Genomic DNA, 18,689 nt, shown 5'->3' with positions numbered 1-18,689 from the left:
TCTCAGGCGCTGTCAAAGAAAAGCCTCTGAACTCCGAAATGCCCACAAAACAGCAAACACGCCAACCCGCAGCCAATCCAGCGCCGGTAAGCACCGAGATGCCCAAAAAACCTGCAAACACGCCAACCCGCACCGAGCCCTGTGCCTGTGAGCACTGAATTCCCAAAAATGCGGCAAAATCACCACGCCGCAGCCAATCCAGCGTCTATGAGCACCAAAATGCCCAAAATGCGGCAAACTCAGCGACCCGCAGCCAATCCAGCGCCTATGAGCACAGAAATGCCCAAAATGCGGCAAACTCAGCGACCCGTAGCCAATCCAGCGCCTATGAGCGCTGATATGCCCAAAATGCGGGAGAATCCCCTCTTGAGAGGGGTGCCCCCCGGCACAATGGTGTACGAAGGCGCTGAAATTGAAAAAGCTCCAAAGTGTGTAATGGGAAAAACTCATCGGGGCGGGGTGTGACCTTCGGAGCCTCGCCCCCGGCCTGGTGCAGTAAAACCAACCCCGTGAGCATAGCTCCGTGTCAGCCGTGGTTAAATCCGGCATCGGGGCGGTCACACCCCGCCCGTTCGCTGCGCTCACCCGGGCACCCCTCTCGAGAGGGGAATTGCGCGCATCGGGGCGTGGATGGGCCGCGGATTTTGCGGATTGGGCCGGATTTGCGCGGATTTTTGATTCTCAGGCGCAGGCTAAGAAAAGTCTCTGAGCGATGAGATGACCAGAAACCGGCAAACACACCAACCAGCACCGAGACCTGCGCCTGTGGGCTCGGAAATGCCCAAAATGCGGCAAAATCACCAAGCCGTTGCCAATCCAGCGTCTATGAGTGCGGAAATGCCCAAAATGCGGCAAACTCAGCGACCCGCCGCCAATCCAGCGCCTATGAGCGCTGATATGCCCAAAATGCGGGAGAATCCCCTCTCGAGAGGGGTGCCCCCGGCACAATGGTGGCCGAAGGCGCTGAAATTGGAACACCTATAAAATGTGTAATGGGGAAAACCTCATCGGGGCGGGGTGTGACCTTCGGAGCCTCACACAAGCCCGGCACAGTAAAATCAACCCCGTGAGCATAGCTCCGTGTCAGCCGTTGCGAATCCGGCATCGGGGTGGTCACACCCCGCCCGTTCGCTACGCTCACCCGGGCACCCCTCTCGAGAGGGGAATTGCACGCTCGGGTGCACTTAAAATGTTGGCGGCAAGTAGCTAAAACCTCCAAGGTTTCAAAAACCTTGGAGGTTTTTCCCTACTGAAGCCCGCGCCAGCTGGCAATGGTCCGTGGATTTAGACGGATCGGGCCGGATTGGCAAGGATTTATTGGGTGCCCCGCGGCTACGCCTGTTACCAGCCGAACAACTCCAATAAAAATTTTTAGTGAAGAAAACCTTCAAATTTATTTCGGAATATCTAACCTTTTTATTAGATTATTAGCGGTATTCTTACTCTTAAATACTGAATACTTTCAACGGTTTCGAATGGCTATTCATTTCACATAAAAACAAAGATTTAGCCAAGCCGAACCAACTTAACCTTTACCGATATGACGCGCATCACCACTATTATTCGCTATCTGTTGCCGCCGCCGAACTGGCGGATTCCGGTAATTGTGCTTATGGGCGCGCTGTTTGGGATAGGGGGATATGCCTTCATTGTATCGAACGCCGTAAGCTATCTGAGCGACGATCCGGCTACTTGTGTAAACTGCCACGTAATGGGCCCGCAGTATGCAACCTGGTTCCACAGCTCGCACCGCGAGCATGCGAACTGCAACGACTGCCATGTGCCTCAGGATAACCTCATCAAGCAGTATTACTTCAAGGCGCAGGACGGCCTCCGGCACGCGACCATTTTCACCCTCAACACTACGCCCGACCCCATCGTGATGCACGAGGCGGGTCAGCGGGTGGTGCAGGCGAATTGTCAGCGCTGTCACGACCACACCAATCAGTTCGTGACTTCCGGCCATGTTACCTACGATCATGTGCAGGAGGGGCGGGGGCAGCTCTGCTGGGATTGTCACCGCGATGTGCCGCACGGCACCGTGCGCGGGGCCGCTTCCATACCCAATGCCCGCGTTCCTGTACCGCAATCTCCCATGCCCGACTGGCTCAGACAGCAGCAAAACCGCTAATATTTTTTTAATCCATCCTATTATGAGTTCACTCAGTAATTCAATTCAAAAACGACCCTGGCTGGGCTGGCTGCTGTTTTTCGGTACCATGGCTGCCGTTTTTCTGCTTGGCGTGCTAACCTACACCATTATCGAAAACCGCACGGCCGGTCAGTTTGCCTTTGTCTCTTCTGCTGAAATTGATCCGCTTGAGCCCCGCGCCGAAGCATGGGGCCGCTTCTTTCCGCGTCAGTTCAACACCTACAGCCAAATGGCAGATACCACCTTCCGAAGCAAGCACCTCGGCTCGCAGCGCCGCGACCTGCTGGAAGACAATCCCGCCTTTGTGATTCTGTTCGCCGGTTTTGGCTTCTCGCGCGATTACAACCTGTCGCGCGGCCATATCTACTCCGTTAGCGATACCCGCGAAACCCTGCGTACCGGCGCTCCGACCGCAGCCGGCGACGGACCGATGCCTGCAACCTGCTGGACCTGTAAATCACCCGATGTGGTGCGCCTCATGGATGAACACGGGGTTGCCGGCTTCTATGCGCAGAAATGGTCTGATTTCGGTGATGAGGTCGTAAACCCCATCAATTGTGCCACCTGCCACGAGTCAGATGACATGAGCCTGAGCCTTGCGCTGCCGGCTCTTACCGAAACCTTCGCCCGGCTCGGCCGCGATATCAGCACCGCAAGCCATCAGGAGATGCGCTCACTCACCTGTGCGCAGTGCCATGTGGAGTATTATTTCGGGGAAGACAACTACCTCATTTTCCCCTGGGATGAAGGCATGACCGCCGAAGATATGGGCCGTTACTTCGATAACATCGGCTTTGCCGACTGGATCCACCCTCTCAGCCGCACCCCGTTGATCAAAGCGCAGCATCCGGATTACGAAGTCTTCACCACGGGCATCCATTATCAGCGCGGGGTTTCCTGCTCCGACTGCCACATGCCCTACAAGGCAGAAGGCGGCATGAAGTTCACCGATCATCAGATCCAAAGCCCGCTCAACAACATTGCCGCGGCCTGTCAGACCTGTCACCGGCAGAGTGAAGCCGAGCTGATCCGCAACGTGTACGACCGTCAGGATATGGTGAAGGAAGTCCGGGTGAAGCTGGAAGCCGCACTGGTGGCCGCACACCTTGAGGCCGAATTCGCCTGGAACCTGGGCGCAACGGAAGATCAGATGCGCGAAGCCCTGCACCTGATCCGGCACGCACAGTGGAGATGGGATTATGCCGCAGCCACACACGGCGGCTCCTTCCACGCACCGCTGGAACTCACGCGCACCATAGGCGACGGCCTTGATATGGCGCATCGTGCACGCCGCAAAATTGCCACAACCCTGGCCGAACTTGGCCATATCGGCGAGCCGCCGCTGCCGGATGTTTCAACCAAGGAGCTGGCTCAGCGCTACATCGGCATCGATGTGGAAGAGCTGCAGGCTTCCAAAGACCGCTTCCTTGAGGAGCTGGTGCCGCAGTGGCTGCAGGAAGCTGCCGCACGGCATGAGCGCTGGGACATCCGCCGCCGTGAAAACCCGACCAACTACATCAATCCGTAGCCAAAACCTTACAGCGCGTATTTCCGCTTTTCAAAAACGGCGGCTGTGCCACCAACACACAGCCGCCGGAAATACCTGCCGAAAATTTTATACCCAATATCACCTGTGTTATGAGCCTGAACACCTCTGCAAACAACCGCGCACCGGGCGCAATCACCCGGAAGAAGCCCGTCTGGGCATCCCCCTGGGGCTATGCTGAAGGCTGGCTGATCTGCCTCGCCCTGCTCATCACCGGCACCGCGCTTCAGCTCACCATTGGCGGCCTGAATGCGAACGCCCTGAGCTGGCCCGTCAACATCATTACCGGAAGCATTTTTACAGCCGTGCTGATTTTCTCCTGGTACTTCCTGCGCCGGCTGCCGATGGTAAACTGGCTTGCACGCGTGCCGGCGGCCATCACCTCCATCGCCCTGCTCACCTTTCTGGTGCTCATCATGGGCTTCACCCTTCAGGAAGATGCCGGCAACCCGGCCTGGGTGCAGCAGCTCGGCCTTTCCAACATGACAAGCTCCTGGCCGTTTTTATTCGGGATGATGTTTTTCATGGCCTCCCTCGGCATGGCAACCCTGAAACGGCTCACCCCCATGAAAGGCCGCAACATCGGCTTTTTCCTGAATCACGCGGGCCTGTACATCGCCATACTCGGCGGACTGCTGGGCGCTGCGGACCTCAAGCGCGTGTTCTTCGATCTCACGGAAGGGGAGGTGATGTGGGGCGCCGTTGACCGCGACGGCCTGTACTACGAAATGCCGCTTGCCGTGGAGCTGGAGCGCTTCAATATGGAAGAATTCAATCCTAAAGTAGCCATCATTTATAATGAAACCGGGCGGATTGTGCCGGAGTCGATAAGTCAGATGTTCGAAATGGGGAAAGGTCACCGCGGGAATTTATACGGCTGGGATGTGGAAATCCTGGAGTTTCATAAGATGTCGGGCCGCATCGACGGCAGGTTTGAGCCGGTAATTGACTACGGCGCACCGCCCGCAGCGTTGGTGAGAGTCACAGATTCCGGTGGTCAGCAGCTGGAAGGCTGGATCACGAGCGGCAGCTTCATGTACCCGCATCAGCTGTTGCACGTCGATCATGAGCTGGCCATCGCTATGACCATCCCGCAGGCGAGCCACTACAGCTCAGATGTGGTGATCTACACCCCCGACGGGCAGGTGCGGCAGGCCCGTGTGGAGGTGAACAAGCCCGTAAGCGTGAACGGCTGGAAACTCTATCAGTTCAGCTACGACGACCGTTTTGGGAAATGGTCGTCATCCTCCACGATTGAAGCCATCCGTGACCCCTGGCTGCCGGTCGTTTACACCGGGATATTTATGCTGATTGCCGGCTCCCTCTACCTGATGACGCTCGGCAAGGCGCCCGAAACAGAGCCGGATGATACCCCGGCGCTTCATGAGGCCGGGATGCCATCCACCGATAAAAAAAATAACACCCCGCTGTACGTTGCCGCGCCCGGCCCTGATGCCGAAAGGGCGCTGAAACCAGTACGCAAGCCGCAGCAAGAACCTGAATTTGAAGGAGTAGTGTGATGATGCCGATTGACCCAACTTTGTTTACGATTGCAGCCATTGTGCTTTGGGCACTTGGGATGCTGCTGTTTCTGATTGCCGGCGAGCGGAAAATGGTGAAGGTGCTGGCCCACGCGAGCTACCTTGCAGGGATACTCGTGCTCGCGGTATTTACCTGGATGCTCTGGGATATACTGGGGCGCCCGCCGATGCGCACCCTGGGCGAAACCCGGCTATGGTACGCCATGTTTCTGCCGGTAATCGGCTACGCGACTTATGTCCGCTGGGATTACAGCTGGATTCTGCACTACAGCGGCGCGGTTGCCATCGTGTTTCTGGCCATCAACCTGGTGTACCCCGATAACTACGACCGCGACCTGATGCCTGCCCTGCAGAGTGTGTGGTTTGTACCGCACGTGATCGTGTACATTTTTGCCTATGCGCTGCTCGCGGCCTCCGCCATTGTAGCGGTGAAAGGGCTGGCGATTCAGTATTTCGGGCTGAAGTGGAGCTGGTCGATGCAGCTGGCCGATAACCTGGTGTACCTCGGGCTGGGTTTCCTTACGCTCGGGCTGCTGTTCGGCGCCCTCTGGGGCAAGGAAGCCTGGGGGCACTACTGGATGTGGGACCCCAAGGAAACCTGGGCTTTCCTCACCTGGATCGGCTATCTGGCTTACATCCATTTCCGCTATCACAAACCCAACAAAACCGCCGAAGCCAACTGGATACTCGCGGTGGCCTTCATCATCCTGCTGATTGCCTGGTTTGGGGTGAACTACCTGCCCTCGGCGGCCAACAGCGTGCACACGTACGCGCAATAAAGTACTGGATTCGCTGTGTTCAGAAACCCAAGCTCCGGGCGGGTCTTATGACCGGTCCGGAGCTTTTTTTGTCCGGTGATATTACCTGCGCAAAGGGGGAGAGCTGGTGAGAGAGGGTTGGCGCGGACGGCGCATCAGGCAGAAGTCAGGGGATTTGTTACGCGGTCTGCCCCTGCTTCCTAACGGTCTATAGTATTGGTATATAATGGATTAGGGAAAGCTCGCGGAACGAATAAGGCTGCTTTAGGTTTATGTTAGGTACAATTTATCTCAACGGCGAAAAAAAGACATCAGGTTCTGTCTGCCTCAAAAGGCCCGATCTTTAGCTGCTGAACTAACCTCATAAGGAGTACCCCTATGTTGCGCTACAGTATCATTTTTCTGATTATCGCCCTTATTGCTGCCGTGCTTGGCTTTGGCGGCATTGCGGGAGCGGCTGCTTCCATAGCACAGGTTTTATTCGTGCTGTTCCTGATACTGTTTATTGTCTCGCTCGTATTCGGGCGCCGCAAACGAGTCTGACGCTCTCATCCACCGGCATACAACATACCATCAACTAAAAGGGAAAAATCTATGAAACAGATTTTTGGTGCGGCTTTATTACTTGGCGGACTTGTGCTGCTTTATTTTGGCTGGGGCGAGTATAATTCCTTTGCTTCAGATGTATCCGAAGCCTTCACAGGCTCACCCACCGATAATGCGGTGTGGTACCTCACCGGCGGCGCGATTGCAAGCCTTGCGGGAGTGCTGTTGCTGATCGGCGGAAGGAAAAACCGGAGCTGAACCAGCAGCAGTGGAATTGGAATACCAAAAGACGGGCTGTTAAGCTTCAGTATTTAGCAAAAAAGAAGGCTGCTCCTGTAAAAGGGGCAGCCTTTTGGGTTTGTACGGGTAAGGTGTTTGGGTAATGTGTGTATAGTCTGGTAAAGTCAGAAGGGGAAAAAAATCAAACGTGGCCTGGCAGCCTGATTGCAACAATCTCCCGCATACTTGGTTCGTGGGTCAGTTCTTCAAAATGAAGATCATTTATGCCCAGGAAATGGAGCTGATTATCCGGTTGAGCGACCCATTCGTTTACAGCGATCCGGTAGGTTGCAAACGGATCTATCGCAGAAGGAAATACCCCAACTACGAATTCGCCGGTGCGTTCTTCCCAGCTGAAATTGTTGAACTGATTTGAGCGGGCACAAATTGTTTTCAGTTGTGAGCCTCTTACGCTGGTGGCGAAGAGCCTGCTGTCGAAACGGATCGTATTTTCGATATCATAATACCTAACTTTTCCGTTAGGTAGAACGGGTCCAAACGTAGTGTTGTTAATGAATACAGCATCTGTTTTAGTATGTTGCCTGAACCAGGTAACGGTGTTGGTCAGAAACCGGGTAGGGGTAACGCGCTGATTGTAGGCCCCTGCAAGATCGCGTTCCGCAGTGCTGAGATGCTGGGTTTCACGGCTTCGTATCATTTGAACCATAGGCTCGTCTTCATTCAGGTGTTCATCAAACTCAACTGTGGTGATGGCGTAAGAGCGGGGATCTTTATCCGTGGCTGCACCAATATCAATAACATCGCACAGATGCCCGCCCCATGAGGTATGCAGGGCGAGGTGCGAATGGGTTTGGGAATGTGCCCTGAGGTGATCATGCCCTCCGAGGAAAATACTGCCCACCGGCATGAGATTCAGAATTTCTTTGTCGGTAATCAGGCCGTCGTGGTTCATCACAATGTGTACGGCCCCGTTGTGCAGCAGGCTGCCGGTGTTTTCACGAAGATAGCCGGCAGGATCAGGGAAAATCCAGCGGTTTCGGTGTACCGGGCGGTAAGCTGCCTGATTGCTGCATGATAGCCCGATAATGCGCACAAGCTGATTGTTCTGCATCAGTGATATGGCAGGAGCACCAAGATGACGGCCATCTGTACTGCTTTTGATGCTGGAAAGAACTGCAATATCAAGCTTGCGCAAATTGTCGGCTACAGTTCTGAAATCGTCTTCAATGCCGCCTTCATGGTTGCCGAGATTCACTACAACCTGAGCCATTTTGCTGAGTCGTTCAAGGAAGTACCACTCAAGCGCTCCGCGCGATCGGATTGCTACCTTGTTGCTGCTTTCAAAAATATCGCCGTTAATCAGAACAAGAAGCTTGTCTTTGCTTTGCTGTGATGTTTGTTCAATAAAATTGATAATTCGGGGGAAATGCCTGTGGGAGGAATGCAGGTCAGCAAGGCAGATCACGCGGATGTTACCCAAATTTTCTTCGTCGCCAAAGTCGGGTTTGAGGCATGCGTTTAAAGACATAAGGCCAAGAAAACCTGTAGCGCTAAGCTTCAGGAAGCGGGCCCTGCTCATAGAGTTGTTAAAGTCCATTGTTGCTTTTCCTAAATGTGAGTCCAAAAAAAACACTGCAAACCGGGCATCGGTTTGCTTTGCGAATAACTGAATAACTACAGAGCAAGATTAAGGTATCTATATATTTGTAAAACCTGTATAAAAGGCATGGTCCCTATCAATTTAGGGAGGGTGAAATCGAGTCCTTGTAATTAACTTACCCTTCAACCAGGATTACAAAAAATTAATATAGTAATGCTAAAGAACATTTGCACAACATTTTTACTGATAATTTTGCTGCATCAGCCTGCGTGGAGCCAATCCGCAGCTGATGATAACGGCTACAAGATGCCTCCGGCAGAAGTAGCCGCCATTGTGGATACGCCCGCAACTCCGGCTGTATCCCTTAGCCCGACCCGGGAGTTCGTGATGCTGATGCATCGCGCAAGCCTTCCGGGTATTATCGAGCTGGCGCAGCCTGAACTCCGCCTTGCCGGTATCCGTATCAATCCCCGAACCAACGGACCAAGCCGGTCGGCTTCTTTCACCAACTTCGAGCTGGTTGATATGAGCACGGGCGAAACGATGGCCGTAACCGGCCTGCCCGAAAACCCGGCTTTGGGAAGCCTGAGCTGGTCGCCCGACGGCAGCCGTTTTGCTTTCACGCATACAAGCCTTAGCGGTATTGAGCTGTGGATCGGCTCCGTTGCTGATCAGAGCGTGCAGCTGGTTCCCGGGGTGCAGGTGAACGACACCTATTTTGGTTCAAGCCTGGGATGGCATCCCTCATCTGAACGGCTCTATGTTCGCGCGGTGCCGGCTGACCGCGGCGCGGCCCCGCAGCCGGAACTCGCCCCCCGCGGACCGGTAATTCAGGAAAACATCGGCCGGGCTTCTCCCGCGCGGACCTATCAGGACATGCTGGCCAACGAGCATGACGAAGACCTTTTCGAATATTACTTCACCTCCCAAATAATAGAAGTGGAGGCGCAGCGCCTTTCGCTTCGCCCGATAGGGGAGTCCGGCATTATCCGCAGCATGGCGCCGGCGCCTGGCGGGGAATTTCTGATGGTGGCTTTCACCGATCGGCCGTTCTCCTACACCGTGCCGGCTTCCCGCTTTCCGCTGCGTACCGAAATCTGGGATACCGACGGCAACCGGGTCGAAACCGTAGCCGAAATTCCGCTTCAGGATGAAATTCCGATTGGCTTTAATGCCACTTCTGAGGGGCCGCGCAGTATCACCTGGCGCAACGATGCTCCCGCAACCGTTGTATGGGTGGAAGCGCAGGATGAAGGCAACCCGCGCATCACGGCCGATACCCGCGATATCGTATTCATGCAGGAGGTACCGTTCACCGGTGCACCCGATGTGATGGCGCGGCTCGAATACCGCTTCAGCGGAATCATGTGGGGGCACGAAAACCTGGCGCTCGTTCGTGAGCGCTGGTTCGATAACCGTAACGAGCGCATGTGGCGCGTAGCCCCGGAGAACCTGCGGGGCAGTCAGCAGCTGGTTTGGGACCGCAATTATGAGGATATCTACAACGATCCCGGAAACCCGCAGATGCGCATGAACGATGCCGGTTACAGCGTGCTCAACACCGACGATTCCGGCTTTGGGTTGTTCCTCACGGCCATAGGCGCCTCCGATGAAGGCAACCGCCCTTTCCTCGACCGCTTCGATGTAACGAACGGGGAAACCGAACGCCTGTGGCAGAGTGAGTCGCCGTTTTATGAGGTCGCCGTTACCATGCTCGATAACAGCGGCAACCTGATCGTTACACAGCGCGAATCGCAGACCGTGCCTCCCAACTACTTCCTGCGTAACCTGCAGGCCGGCTCTGAAATTGCCCTCACCAGGTTCGAGCACCCGAATCCTGATCTGCGGGATGTGCGCCGGGAGCTCATCACCTATGAGCGCGCGGATGGCGTGCCCCTGAGCGGCACCCTGCTGCTGCCGCCGGGCTACAATCCGGAAACCGACGGCCGCCTGCCCCTCATGGTGTGGGCTTACCCCCGCGAGTTCCGCAGCGCCGATGCCGCCGGTCAGCGCTCCGATTCGCCCTACCGCTTCGTGAATATCGGCTATTGGGGTCCGCAGTGGCTCATCACGCAGGGCTACGCCGTGCTCGATGCCGCAACCATGCCCATCGTGGGCGAAGGCGACAAAGAGCCTAACGACACATTTATTGAGCAGCTTGTGATGAACAGTGAGGCGGCCATCAATGCCGTAGCGGACATGGGTATTGCCGATCCGAACCGGGCTGCCATTGGCGGGCACAGCTACGGGGCGTTTATGGTGGCGCACGTGCTGGGCAACTCAGACCTGTTCAGGGCCGGCATCGCGCGCAGCGGCGCCTACAACCGCAGCCTAACGCCTTTCGGCTTTCAGCGCGAGCAGCGCACGATTTGGGATGATACCGACCTGTACATCACCATGTCCCCGTTTTTCAATGCGCACAACATCCGCCATCCCATCCTGCTGATCCACGGTGATGCGGATAACAACTCCGGAACCTTTCCCATGCAGAGTGAGCGGCTGTTCCAGGCCATTCAGGGCCTCGGGGGAACAGCACGCCTCGTGATGCTACCCCACGAATCGCACGGCTACCGCGCACGCGAATCGGTGATGCACATGCTCTGGGAGACCCTCCGCTGGCTCGATACTTTCGTGAAAAACGCGGAAGAAATTACGGAAGCCAACTGAGATTGTGAGTCAGTTTGTCAGTACAGTAGCTCAGTGTGATATTTTTGCCTGAGCTGACGGAGCTGAGTGAAGCCTGAATCCAAAAACGGGCCGGTGCGGTTAAAGCGCCGGCCCGTTTTCGTTTATGGGATTCCTCAGTCCGGTACCCGGCTAAAGGCACGCGGATCGAGCCGGATTTACGCGGATTTTCTTTGATAGGATGCAAACCACGCGTTTCCCGTTAGGGAAAGCAAATGGGTAGAAAATGGGAAAGGCCCCGTCTCCAATCCGTTTCCCGTCAGGGAAAGCAAATGGGTAGAAAAAGGAGATGCCCCGTCTCCAGCGCGTTTCCCGTCAGGGAAACAACATGGGTAGAAAAAGGAGATGCCTCGTCTCAAGCGCGTTTCCCGTTAGGGAAACCACATGGGTAGAAAAAGGGAAAGGCCTCGCCTCCAGCGCGTTTCCCGTTAGGGAAAGCACCTGGGTAGAAAAGGGAAAAGTCACGTCTCCAATCCGTTTCCCGTTAGGGAAAGCAAATGGGTAGAAAAGGGAGATGCCTCGTCTCCAGCGCGTTTCCAGTCAGGGAAAGCACATGGGTAGAAAAGGGAAAGGCACGTCTCCAATCCGTTTCCCGTTAGGGAAACCACATGGGTAGAAAAAGGGGAAAGGCCTCGCCTCCAATCCGTTTCCCGTCAGGGAAAGCAAATGGTTAGAAAAAGGGAAAGGCCCCGTCTCCAGCGCGTTTCCCGTCAGGGAAACCACATGGGTAGCATGTAGCAATTTCCCGGGGTTTGAGGCCCTGGAGCACATCACCCTAAAATAACCCGCTCAGTACGTTTTCGTCATGCGTTCGTGTACCTGCAGGATAACCGTTGCCCGGTCGCGGAGCGCTTCGTTAAACAGGCCGGGCTCGGATTCATCGCTCGTGGTGATGGTCATGATTCGTCCCTCAAAACCGTAATGCCGCAAATACCAGTAAATGCCCTCAAAATTATCAGAATGATAGGCGCCGTTCAGGTGAAGGTGACGCGCCTGTGCCGCATCAAAATTGGCCAGAATAAAATGCGCCATGGTGGCATCTTTGGATGCCTGCGATAATGCAAGATTATCGCCGCCGTGCCCGTGCGACATTTGGGTGATGTTGGCGTAGCCCGGCAGCTCCAGATCTACGGTTACAGGCAGGGGGGCAATCCAGCTAAGCGCCTGCTCATCGAGGCGTTCAAAGGCTTCAAGACCTTCTCTGAAAACCATCGAGGCATAGCGCCGGGGGATGTTGGTTGCAATAACCGGGATGCCATGCTGCCGCGCAAAAAGCATTACGGGCTTGTAGTCGGTTGCGTAATTGTTCCAGAGCCGTGCCTGTTCTTCAAAATTGCGGTCGGTGATGAGGCCGCCGATATATTCATCGACAATCAGCTGCTGATCGGCTTCGAACATCTCCATGCCGATTACCAGCGCACGCGTTGTATCGGCGTGCAGGGCCCGTGTGAGTTCGTTTTGCAGCCAGTGGGCTACGGCATTGTTGTGCAGCTCACCAAACAGAATGATATCGTGTGCAAGCGCAAGTTCCGTTACCTGCGCCCAGCTTACGGGCTCCCCGTTGTGCAGAAAAAGTGTGTGCGAGGGGTTATCCTCAATAAAAGACAGTTTTTGGGCACTGCAGCCGGTAAGTCCGGCAAAAAGCAATACAAGCAGCAGGCGGGCGAAAGCACTGGTTCGCATAGTGGTGAAATTTGGTGAAGGATGTACGGGAAGTTCAGCTTCCCAAAAGATGCGAAATGCGGGGCTTACTCCCAAGCTGTAAAATGCGGATTGCTTTTCTCAGAACGCGCGGACCGGCCTTACGCGCTCCTGCATCCATTTGGGAAGCAGCCTGTGGTTGCCGGTGCCCATGAAGATGCCCCATGCGGCGCCGTCGTCCTGCTCGGAAGAGCTCCAGTAAAACTCATTCGAAAGGCCCGCCGCGTTACCCCGCTGATACAGGTTTTCAAGCATCAGCTCAACCTCTGCTCTTGTAGGAATATACCAATCGCTGAAACCCTCAATATTTAGGTCGGCAACAAGTCGGGCGATATTATTGGGCTGGTTGGCGCAGCGCTCCAGCAGGCGGCGCAGGTTGCCGGGGCCGGCTCCGATACGGAAATCGGTTACATCCAGAAAACGGTTGTAGCAGGGGAACTCTGCCCGAAGGTCGTCCCGAAGGCCGCCCCAGCCGGAGGGTGCTGCTTCCAGAAAAGTAAAGGGGTAGCGGTTTTGCTCATCATAAAAAAAGATGATGCCCCCTGCCGGGCCAATATCTCCGATTTCATAGGGCGGGAAAACAAAGGTGATGGTTTCCCCATAAATGGTGCCCTGCTCAGTTATGGCAAAGGCCCGGAAATAATACTCAATGCCAAACTGCAGGTTTGTTAAAGGGAGCTGAAACGGGCGGCCGTCGGCAATTTCAACCGTTTCTTCCGGCTGGCGAAGGGGGTCCGTACTGCCCCACACAAAGCCTCTGCGCAGGCTGCCTTCAGTGGTAGTACCGGTAACGATGCCCCTCAGCACGGCACTTCTTGCAGGCCTGGCATATGAAATAAGGTCTGATGAGGTGACTCTAACGGAAGCAGCCTCGTCGGTAGTAACTACGCTTTGCCCGCCATAAACAGTTTCAAATGCAGTTGTGATGTAAGGCCGTGCATAATAGGTCTGCCCGGGCTCAAGGCCCGAAACCCTGAGGGATACACGACCGGAAGCAGACGGAGCGGGGCTGCAGGTATGGGCAACGGTCGGGTTTTGTGTGGTATGTACGCAAACACCGTTTGCGAGTACCGGTGTCTGAGTTACTTCAGCCCAGCTAATTTCGAATGCGATGGTACTTTGGCTTACGGCCTGTGCACTGTGTACCGTCATCAGGTTCCGCATATCACGCAGGCTGATGGTAACTTCTTCTTCAGCTTTCTGAACCGGTAGCTGAGGGCCCGAAGAGCAGGAAGTTAAGAAAAACAGTAAAATGATGGCCGACAGATAGTTATAGTGCATAGGCTTACTCCGGTTTTTCAAAATGGTGCTTGTTTAAAAAATAAATGTATCTACAGTTATTTTACCCATACGGGTCTCTTGCTCCCTGTTCTTGCTAAGCGCCCAACCGTTATTGTAGTTGAACTGTAAATTGATTTTCACCTGCTGCACCTCATCAGGCCGGTCACAAAAAAAAGAGGCCGTGGCTGAATGAAATGTGGTTACGCTAATCTCAAATAAACCTTAGATGCGGATAGGGTATATCTCGATGTGAGCACCGATGGTGCTTATGTTGCCTGAGGTCAGCATTTTTTGCTGATCTCAGGGAGTATCTGATAAATCTGAATCCGTAACTGATTTTACAAAAGCCGATGTGCTGTTCCGTACAATTTGATTACCAACCTGTATAATATAAGGAAACTCAGCAGCGTGCAAACAATCCGTTTCCATTTTGGCCTGTGGGTGCCCGATTGAATTCATTTTGGAACCGAACTGTACGCCAAAGTAGAAATAGGTGGTATTGCTGTCCGGGGAAAAGTTGCCATATTGTTGATGACATTCAAAATGTTCAGCTTTCGAACATGTACTGACAATAGCTTCCGCCTGAAAAACCCGATAGGTTTGCGACTCCAGGTATTCTCCTGATGCTACCCCTGTTGCAGAATGGTGTTTGAGTAAGCGCAGCCTAATTAAACAGAAGTGTCAAAAACTTTTATGCCCGTCCAGTACGGTTTAAAGTCGGCTATGAATTTCTGATGCAGCTCATGCTGCTGATAGGTGCTGAGGTCTGCCTCATCCTGAAAAAGCATGTGCAGGCTCATGCCGTAGGTGTTATCGACCACATCCCGCTGAATGCCGGCCGGCGGCCCCGCGAAAGTGAGCTGTACTACGCTCAGCTGATTATTGAGGTCAAAAATACGATCGCGCTGCTGATCAAAAACTTCGGCGGGGGTGTCTTCCCTGAAATAGAAGTACACCGAGTGTAAAATCATGGATTGTTTCATAGAAAGCTGTTCATTACAGATACTTGTGTGAACAACAATTTAGATAAGCTGCCCCATTTATACAAGCTGCGGAGAATTTGGGGGTAAACAAAATTTGTGTTCAGGATGAACAAAAAAGGCGAAAACGGATCTGAAAAACCGTTTCCGCCTTTGATAAACCGGGTAAGTGAACTTAGTTTGGCAAAAAATGAGGTAATTTTGGCACCTTTTCGCCCATCAGGCCTTCACTTTATCGGGGTCATCAACATCATCTACCAAAAAGGTGAGGCCCGCGGCAAGTATCCAGGTTGCCCCGCCAAGGACGAGGGCATAGATGGCCTCTCCGCCGAAAACCGTGCCGACCAGAAACCCGAGGATTGACGCTGCGAGAATCTGCGGCAGAACGATGAAGAAGTTGAAGATCCCCATGTAGGTGCCCATTTTGCTTGCCGGCAAAGATCCGGCGAGGATGGCGTAGGGCATGGAGAGGATGCTCGCCCAGGCCAGCCCAACGCCAATCATGGAAACCAGGATCATCATCGGGTTGCTGATAAAGTAGATGGAAATGAGCCCGGCGGCGCCTCCCACGAGGGCGAGCGCGTGTGTGGTTTTGCGGTTGGTGTAGCCGGCGATTACGGGCAGCAGGAAGGCGACCAGGGCCGCGAAGCCGTTGTAAATCCCAAAGGCCACCCCAACCCAGTCGGCCCCGGCATTGTACTCGCGCTCGATGCGCTGCAGGCTGTTCCGCGTACCTTCAGAAAGCTCAACGCGCCCTTCTTCCAGATAAAAATTGACGACCCGCATGCTTGCCACAACGGTCGGCAGGCCGGCCTCAATCTGCGCCCGGTAGCTGTCGATATCCCGCTGCACGCGCTCAAAACGGGAAAACCAGTCGGCATCGGTTTGTGCCGAAAGGCCGGGGAGGGTGGCCGTGAGGTCGGCTACTTCCGTGGCATCAAGGCGCATATCATAAATATGGCTTGTTACTGCTGAGGTGGTGTAAATCCACATGGCAAAAAGCGCGAACCACGAAAAGAACTGCACAACGGCCAGCTGCTTCATGGTTTTGGGCATTAAGTAGAGGTCGTCAAAAACCACTACCATGCCGTTGCGGCTGCCGCTGCGCTGCCACAGCCCTGTTGCGACCAGCACCAGACCGATGGCGGCAACGCCGATGGTAAGAATGTAGAGCTCCTGCGCCCAGCCCTGACTGTAAACGGCTGCGCTCAGCAGGGCACCCAGCGCCATGATGAGGGGACCGTGACGCAGCTTGGTAGCCGCACGTTCTTCGGCTGATTCTTCCGGGGCTTCGATTTTTTCATCGATGCCGTGCTGTTCATTTTCGTAGGCCTCAAAAGCTTCCAGCTCTTCCGGGCTGTATTCTTTGGTTTTGATGATGGTCCACATCACTGCTAAAAAGAAAATGACGCCCCCGAAGTAAAACGAAAACTTAACCGAATCCGGAATCATGCCTTCAGGCGCGGTATTCGAAATGCCGAACCAGTTGGTCATCATCCACGGGAGGAAGGAGCCGATAAAGGCCGCTATCCCGATAAAGAAGGACTGCATCGCAAAACCTCTTGTGCGCTGTTCGGAAGGCAGCATATCCCCCACGAATGCCCTGAAAGGTTCCATGGTGATATTAATGGAAGCGTCCAGAATCCAAAGCATGCCCGCGGCAATCCACAGGTAGGGGGAGTTCGGCATGATGAAGAGAGCTGCCGAGGCCAGAATGGCTCCGATCAGGAAAAACGGACGCCGGCGGCCGAAGCTGTTCCAGGTGTTGTCGCTGAGGTACCCCACAATGGGCTGCACGATAAGGCCCGTAACCGGCGCGGCAATCCAGAGGATGGGGATTTGGCTTACTTCCGCTCCCAGGGTTTCGAAAATGCGGCTTACGTTGGCGTTCTGCAGGGCAAAGCCGAACTGTATGCCCAAAAAGCCGAAACTCATGTTCCAGATTTGCCAGAAACTCAGCTGTGGTTTTTTCATCAGTTGAAGGATTTATGAAATGGGGAGTATCAAAAAAAGGATATGTAACCGCTTACAGCTGCGCAAAATAGGGAATTTAAAACTTGATAGGAATCCGTTTTTGAAGCCGCTTTTGGTAAGCCAGCCCCCCACCACAGCTTTCGTTTAGGTATCTCAAAACCGCAAAAAAAAGCCCGCGACCTGTAAGATCGCGGGCTGAGTGAAAAAGGGCTGTGCCGCACTTACACGGCCACAAGCTCATCAAGCGGCAGGGTTTCGCTGAGCTTCACCTGATCACCGGCACCTTTGGTAAGCTGCACCGGAATTTCGTAATGGATGCGGGTCTGAAACAGGGCTTCCGGATCATGCTTGCTGCGGTAGCGGAATTCGTAATCCACAAATATGAGGGCGCCTTCCCCCTTGCTCCTCACGGGAATACCCAGCGGAAATTCGGGATTTTCTTTTGTGATGTGACCCTGACGCTCGGTCCGGCCTTCATCATTCTCAAAACTCACGTGCAGCCGGTTTGAATGGCTTGGCTCCACAAGGGTAAAACCTTCCGGCAGCTGAAGGTCGATCATCACTGTATATTCTGTGCTTCCAACTTGCTGAAATTCTTTTCTTATCTTTCTATCGGGGCTCATAGTAGTCCTTTGTAGTTCATTCGAAATTGTAACTTATTAATATAATGGAGATACGGTCCGCTGCGTTCCGCCCTATATTCAGGCAGTGCCGGTGCCGTAGCTGTTACCCATCCTCAAAACAATTCATCCCCGCCACATGAGCAAACTCGACGACTTCCGTGCTGAGCGCCAGCGCATGAATGAAAAGATCATGAATCTCGATCATCTCGGGGTCAAACGCTTTTTCAATCTCGATACCAACACCTACCGCGACGGCGCCCTCGACGGCAAAACCAAGGAGCTGCTCGGGCTTGTGGCTTCAGCTGTGCTCCGCTGCAACGACTGTATCGACTATCACCTTGAGCAGTGCGCCAAAGAAGGCTTCACCCATGCGCAAATTATTGATGCCCTCAACGTTGCCCTGATTGTGGGCGGCAGCATCGTGATACCGCACTTCCGCCACGCGGTTGCGACCCTTGAGCAGCTGCAGCAGGAAGGCAGCCTTGCGGGATAAAATGCCGGTGCGGGCTTTGTATATAATGCCTAAAAAGCGCGAGTCCGGGCTATCAGCGGGGCATGCCATAAAAACAGGCAAGGGCTCATGAGATTTTCGGGGATTCTGTTGTTGATGGCGCTTCTTTTTGTCCCCCAGCTCCGGGCGGCAGGCCGTGCGCCGGCTGACTCCGCCTCTGTTGGCGGCATACCGGTTGCGGGCTTCAGCAGCGATTCCGGCTTTGGTTTCGGCGGGCTCGCACAGTATATCAGCTATGAAGACGGCTTTGAGCACTTCCGGCGAAAATTCCGGGCGCAGTCAACCATTTTTATACAGGGCAAGCTGTTTACCGATCTCATTTATGAAGAATGGTACCGAAGCGGTAACCGGCTGCACATCAGGGCGCGCGGGCAGCTTGAGCCGGATGCCCGGTATTTTGGCAGAGGTATGGAAGCCGGATTTTCGCGCGAAGCCTTCCGTGAGGATGCCTACAGCTACAAGCGGGAGCTGCTCACCGTGGAAGCCGCATACGGCATCAGGCTCGCATCACCCGAAAACACCCGCCGCGAGCTCGAAGCCGGATTTATGGC

At 54.4% G+C, this 18,689-nt stretch carries 15 protein-coding genes; 9 read left to right on the top strand and 6 right to left on the bottom strand.

What is annotated here, in order from left to right; all coding sequences use genetic code 11:
* The first annotated feature begins 1,540 nt into the window (after nucleotides 1–1,540).
* The 6 genes from nrfH to LAT75_RS11155 all read left to right on the top strand — a co-directional run bounded on the left by nrfH (nucleotide 1,541) and on the right by LAT75_RS11155 (nucleotide 6,801).
* On the top strand, nucleotides 1,541–2,131 hold the full coding sequence (nrfH, locus tag LAT75_RS11180; protein ID WP_291482750.1) for a cytochrome c nitrite reductase small subunit: 591 nt from the start codon (nucleotides 1,541–1,543) through the stop codon (nucleotides 2,129–2,131).
* A gap of 22 nt (nucleotides 2,132–2,153) precedes the next feature.
* A complete protein-coding gene (gene nrfA / locus LAT75_RS11175) occupies nucleotides 2,154–3,680 on the top strand; it encodes an ammonia-forming cytochrome c nitrite reductase (protein ID WP_291482749.1) in 1,527 nt (508 codons plus the stop codon).
* Between the two features lie 110 nt (nucleotides 3,681–3,790).
* Nucleotides 3,791–5,218 carry a cytochrome c biogenesis protein ResB gene (locus LAT75_RS11170; RefSeq protein ID WP_291482748.1) on the top strand — a complete coding sequence of 476 codons (1,428 nt, stop codon included), beginning with the start codon at nucleotides 3,791–3,793 and terminating at the stop codon, nucleotides 5,216–5,218.
* Nucleotides 5,218–6,018, top strand: a complete 801-nt coding sequence (gene ccsA / locus LAT75_RS11165) for a cytochrome c biogenesis protein CcsA (protein WP_291482747.1) — start codon at nucleotides 5,218–5,220, stop codon at nucleotides 6,016–6,018. The genes LAT75_RS11170 and ccsA overlap by 1 nt, the downstream gene beginning before the upstream one ends.
* 357 nt (nucleotides 6,019–6,375) lie before the next feature.
* Nucleotides 6,376–6,540, top strand: a complete 165-nt coding sequence (locus LAT75_RS11160; RefSeq protein WP_291482746.1) for a DUF1328 family protein — start codon at nucleotides 6,376–6,378, stop codon at nucleotides 6,538–6,540.
* 51 nt (nucleotides 6,541–6,591) lie between these two features.
* Complete coding sequence (locus LAT75_RS11155; RefSeq protein ID WP_291482745.1) at nucleotides 6,592–6,801, top strand: DUF3185 family protein; 210 nt, start codon at nucleotides 6,592–6,594, stop codon at nucleotides 6,799–6,801.
* A 163-nt stretch (nucleotides 6,802–6,964) separates the two neighbouring features.
* On the opposite strand, the gene LAT75_RS11150 is transcribed toward LAT75_RS11155, so the two are convergent.
* Nucleotides 6,965–8,362, bottom strand: a complete 1,398-nt coding sequence (locus tag LAT75_RS11150) for a metallophosphoesterase (RefSeq protein WP_291482744.1) — start codon at nucleotides 8,360–8,362, stop codon at nucleotides 6,965–6,967.
* Nucleotides 8,363–8,635: 273 nt separating this feature from the next.
* On the opposite strand from LAT75_RS11150, the gene LAT75_RS11145 reads away from it, so the two are divergent.
* Nucleotides 8,636–11,050 carry a prolyl oligopeptidase family serine peptidase gene (locus LAT75_RS11145; protein WP_291482743.1) on the top strand — a complete coding sequence of 805 codons (2,415 nt, stop codon included), beginning with the start codon at nucleotides 8,636–8,638 and terminating at the stop codon, nucleotides 11,048–11,050.
* A gap of 807 nt (nucleotides 11,051–11,857) precedes the next feature.
* On the opposite strand, the gene LAT75_RS11140 is transcribed toward LAT75_RS11145, so the two are convergent.
* The 5 genes from LAT75_RS11140 to LAT75_RS11120 form a co-directional block, all read right to left on the bottom strand.
* Nucleotides 11,858–12,751 carry a ChaN family lipoprotein gene (locus tag LAT75_RS11140; protein WP_291482742.1) on the bottom strand — a complete coding sequence of 298 codons (894 nt, stop codon included), beginning with the start codon at nucleotides 12,749–12,751 and terminating at the stop codon, nucleotides 11,858–11,860.
* 99 nt (nucleotides 12,752–12,850) lie between these two features.
* Complete coding sequence (locus LAT75_RS11135) at nucleotides 12,851–14,050, bottom strand: DUF1566 domain-containing protein (RefSeq protein WP_291482741.1); 1,200 nt, start codon at nucleotides 14,048–14,050, stop codon at nucleotides 12,851–12,853.
* A gap of 668 nt (nucleotides 14,051–14,718) precedes the next feature.
* The gene (locus LAT75_RS11130; RefSeq protein WP_291482740.1) at nucleotides 14,719–15,021 is read right to left on the bottom strand and encodes a Dabb family protein; all 303 of its coding nucleotides are present in this window, start codon (nucleotides 15,019–15,021) and stop codon (nucleotides 14,719–14,721) included.
* Between the two features lie 228 nt (nucleotides 15,022–15,249).
* On the bottom strand, nucleotides 15,250–17,004 hold the full coding sequence (locus LAT75_RS11125) for an MFS transporter (protein WP_291482739.1): 1,755 nt from the start codon (nucleotides 17,002–17,004) through the stop codon (nucleotides 15,250–15,252).
* Nucleotides 17,005–17,225: 221 nt separating this feature from the next.
* A complete protein-coding gene (locus tag LAT75_RS11120) occupies nucleotides 17,226–17,564 on the bottom strand; it encodes a hypothetical protein (protein ID WP_291482738.1) in 339 nt (112 codons plus the stop codon).
* Between the two features lie 199 nt (nucleotides 17,565–17,763).
* On the opposite strand from LAT75_RS11120, the gene LAT75_RS11115 reads away from it, so the two are divergent.
* Nucleotides 17,764–18,120 (top strand): carboxymuconolactone decarboxylase family protein, encoded by a 357-nt coding sequence (locus LAT75_RS11115; RefSeq protein ID WP_291482737.1) that lies wholly within the window; start codon nucleotides 17,764–17,766, stop codon nucleotides 18,118–18,120.
* 87 nt (nucleotides 18,121–18,207) lie between these two features.
* The coding region (locus tag LAT75_RS11110; protein ID WP_291482736.1) for a hypothetical protein at nucleotides 18,208–18,689 on the top strand (482 nt) is incomplete at its 3' end.

It is taken from the genome of Cyclonatronum sp. (genome assembly GCF_022565315.1).
In the GTDB taxonomy this organism is placed as follows: domain Bacteria; phylum Bacteroidota; class Rhodothermia; order Balneolales; family Cyclonatronaceae; genus Cyclonatronum.
The sequence above is the reverse complement of the archived record's forward strand: the minus strand, read 5'-3'. Positions and strand labels throughout refer to the sequence as shown.

What these genes read in the sequence shown, in the direction of transcription:
- nrfA (WP_291482749.1), top strand. Translation starts at nt 2,154, where the DNA reads ATGAGTTCACTCAGTAATTCAATTCAAAAACGACCCTGGCTGGGCTGG.
- nrfH (WP_291482750.1), top strand. Translation starts at nt 1,541, where the DNA reads ATGACGCGCATCACCACTATTATTCGCTATCTGTTGCCGCCGCCGAAC.
- LAT75_RS11115 (WP_291482737.1), top strand. Translation starts at nt 17,764, where the DNA reads ATGAGCAAACTCGACGACTTCCGTGCTGAGCGCCAGCGCATGAATGAA.
- ccsA (WP_291482747.1), top strand. Translation starts at nt 5,218, where the DNA reads ATGATGCCGATTGACCCAACTTTGTTTACGATTGCAGCCATTGTGCTT.
- LAT75_RS11135 (WP_291482741.1), bottom strand. Translation starts at nt 14,050, where the DNA reads ATGCACTATAACTATCTGTCGGCCATCATTTTACTGTTTTTCTTAACT.
- LAT75_RS11140 (WP_291482742.1), bottom strand. Translation starts at nt 12,751, where the DNA reads ATGCGAACCAGTGCTTTCGCCCGCCTGCTGCTTGTATTGCTTTTTGCC.
- LAT75_RS11160 (WP_291482746.1), top strand. Translation starts at nt 6,376, where the DNA reads ATGTTGCGCTACAGTATCATTTTTCTGATTATCGCCCTTATTGCTGCC.
- LAT75_RS11130 (WP_291482740.1), bottom strand. Translation starts at nt 15,021, where the DNA reads ATGATTTTACACTCGGTGTACTTCTATTTCAGGGAAGACACCCCCGCC.
- LAT75_RS11155 (WP_291482745.1), top strand. Translation starts at nt 6,592, where the DNA reads ATGAAACAGATTTTTGGTGCGGCTTTATTACTTGGCGGACTTGTGCTG.
- LAT75_RS11150 (WP_291482744.1), bottom strand. Translation starts at nt 8,362, where the DNA reads ATGAGCAGGGCCCGCTTCCTGAAGCTTAGCGCTACAGGTTTTCTTGGC.
- LAT75_RS11125 (WP_291482739.1), bottom strand. Translation starts at nt 17,004, where the DNA reads ATGAAAAAACCACAGCTGAGTTTCTGGCAAATCTGGAACATGAGTTTC.
- LAT75_RS11170 (WP_291482748.1), top strand. Translation starts at nt 3,791, where the DNA reads ATGAGCCTGAACACCTCTGCAAACAACCGCGCACCGGGCGCAATCACC.
- LAT75_RS11120 (WP_291482738.1), bottom strand. Translation starts at nt 17,564, where the DNA reads ATGATCGACCTTCAGCTGCCGGAAGGTTTTACCCTTGTGGAGCCAAGC.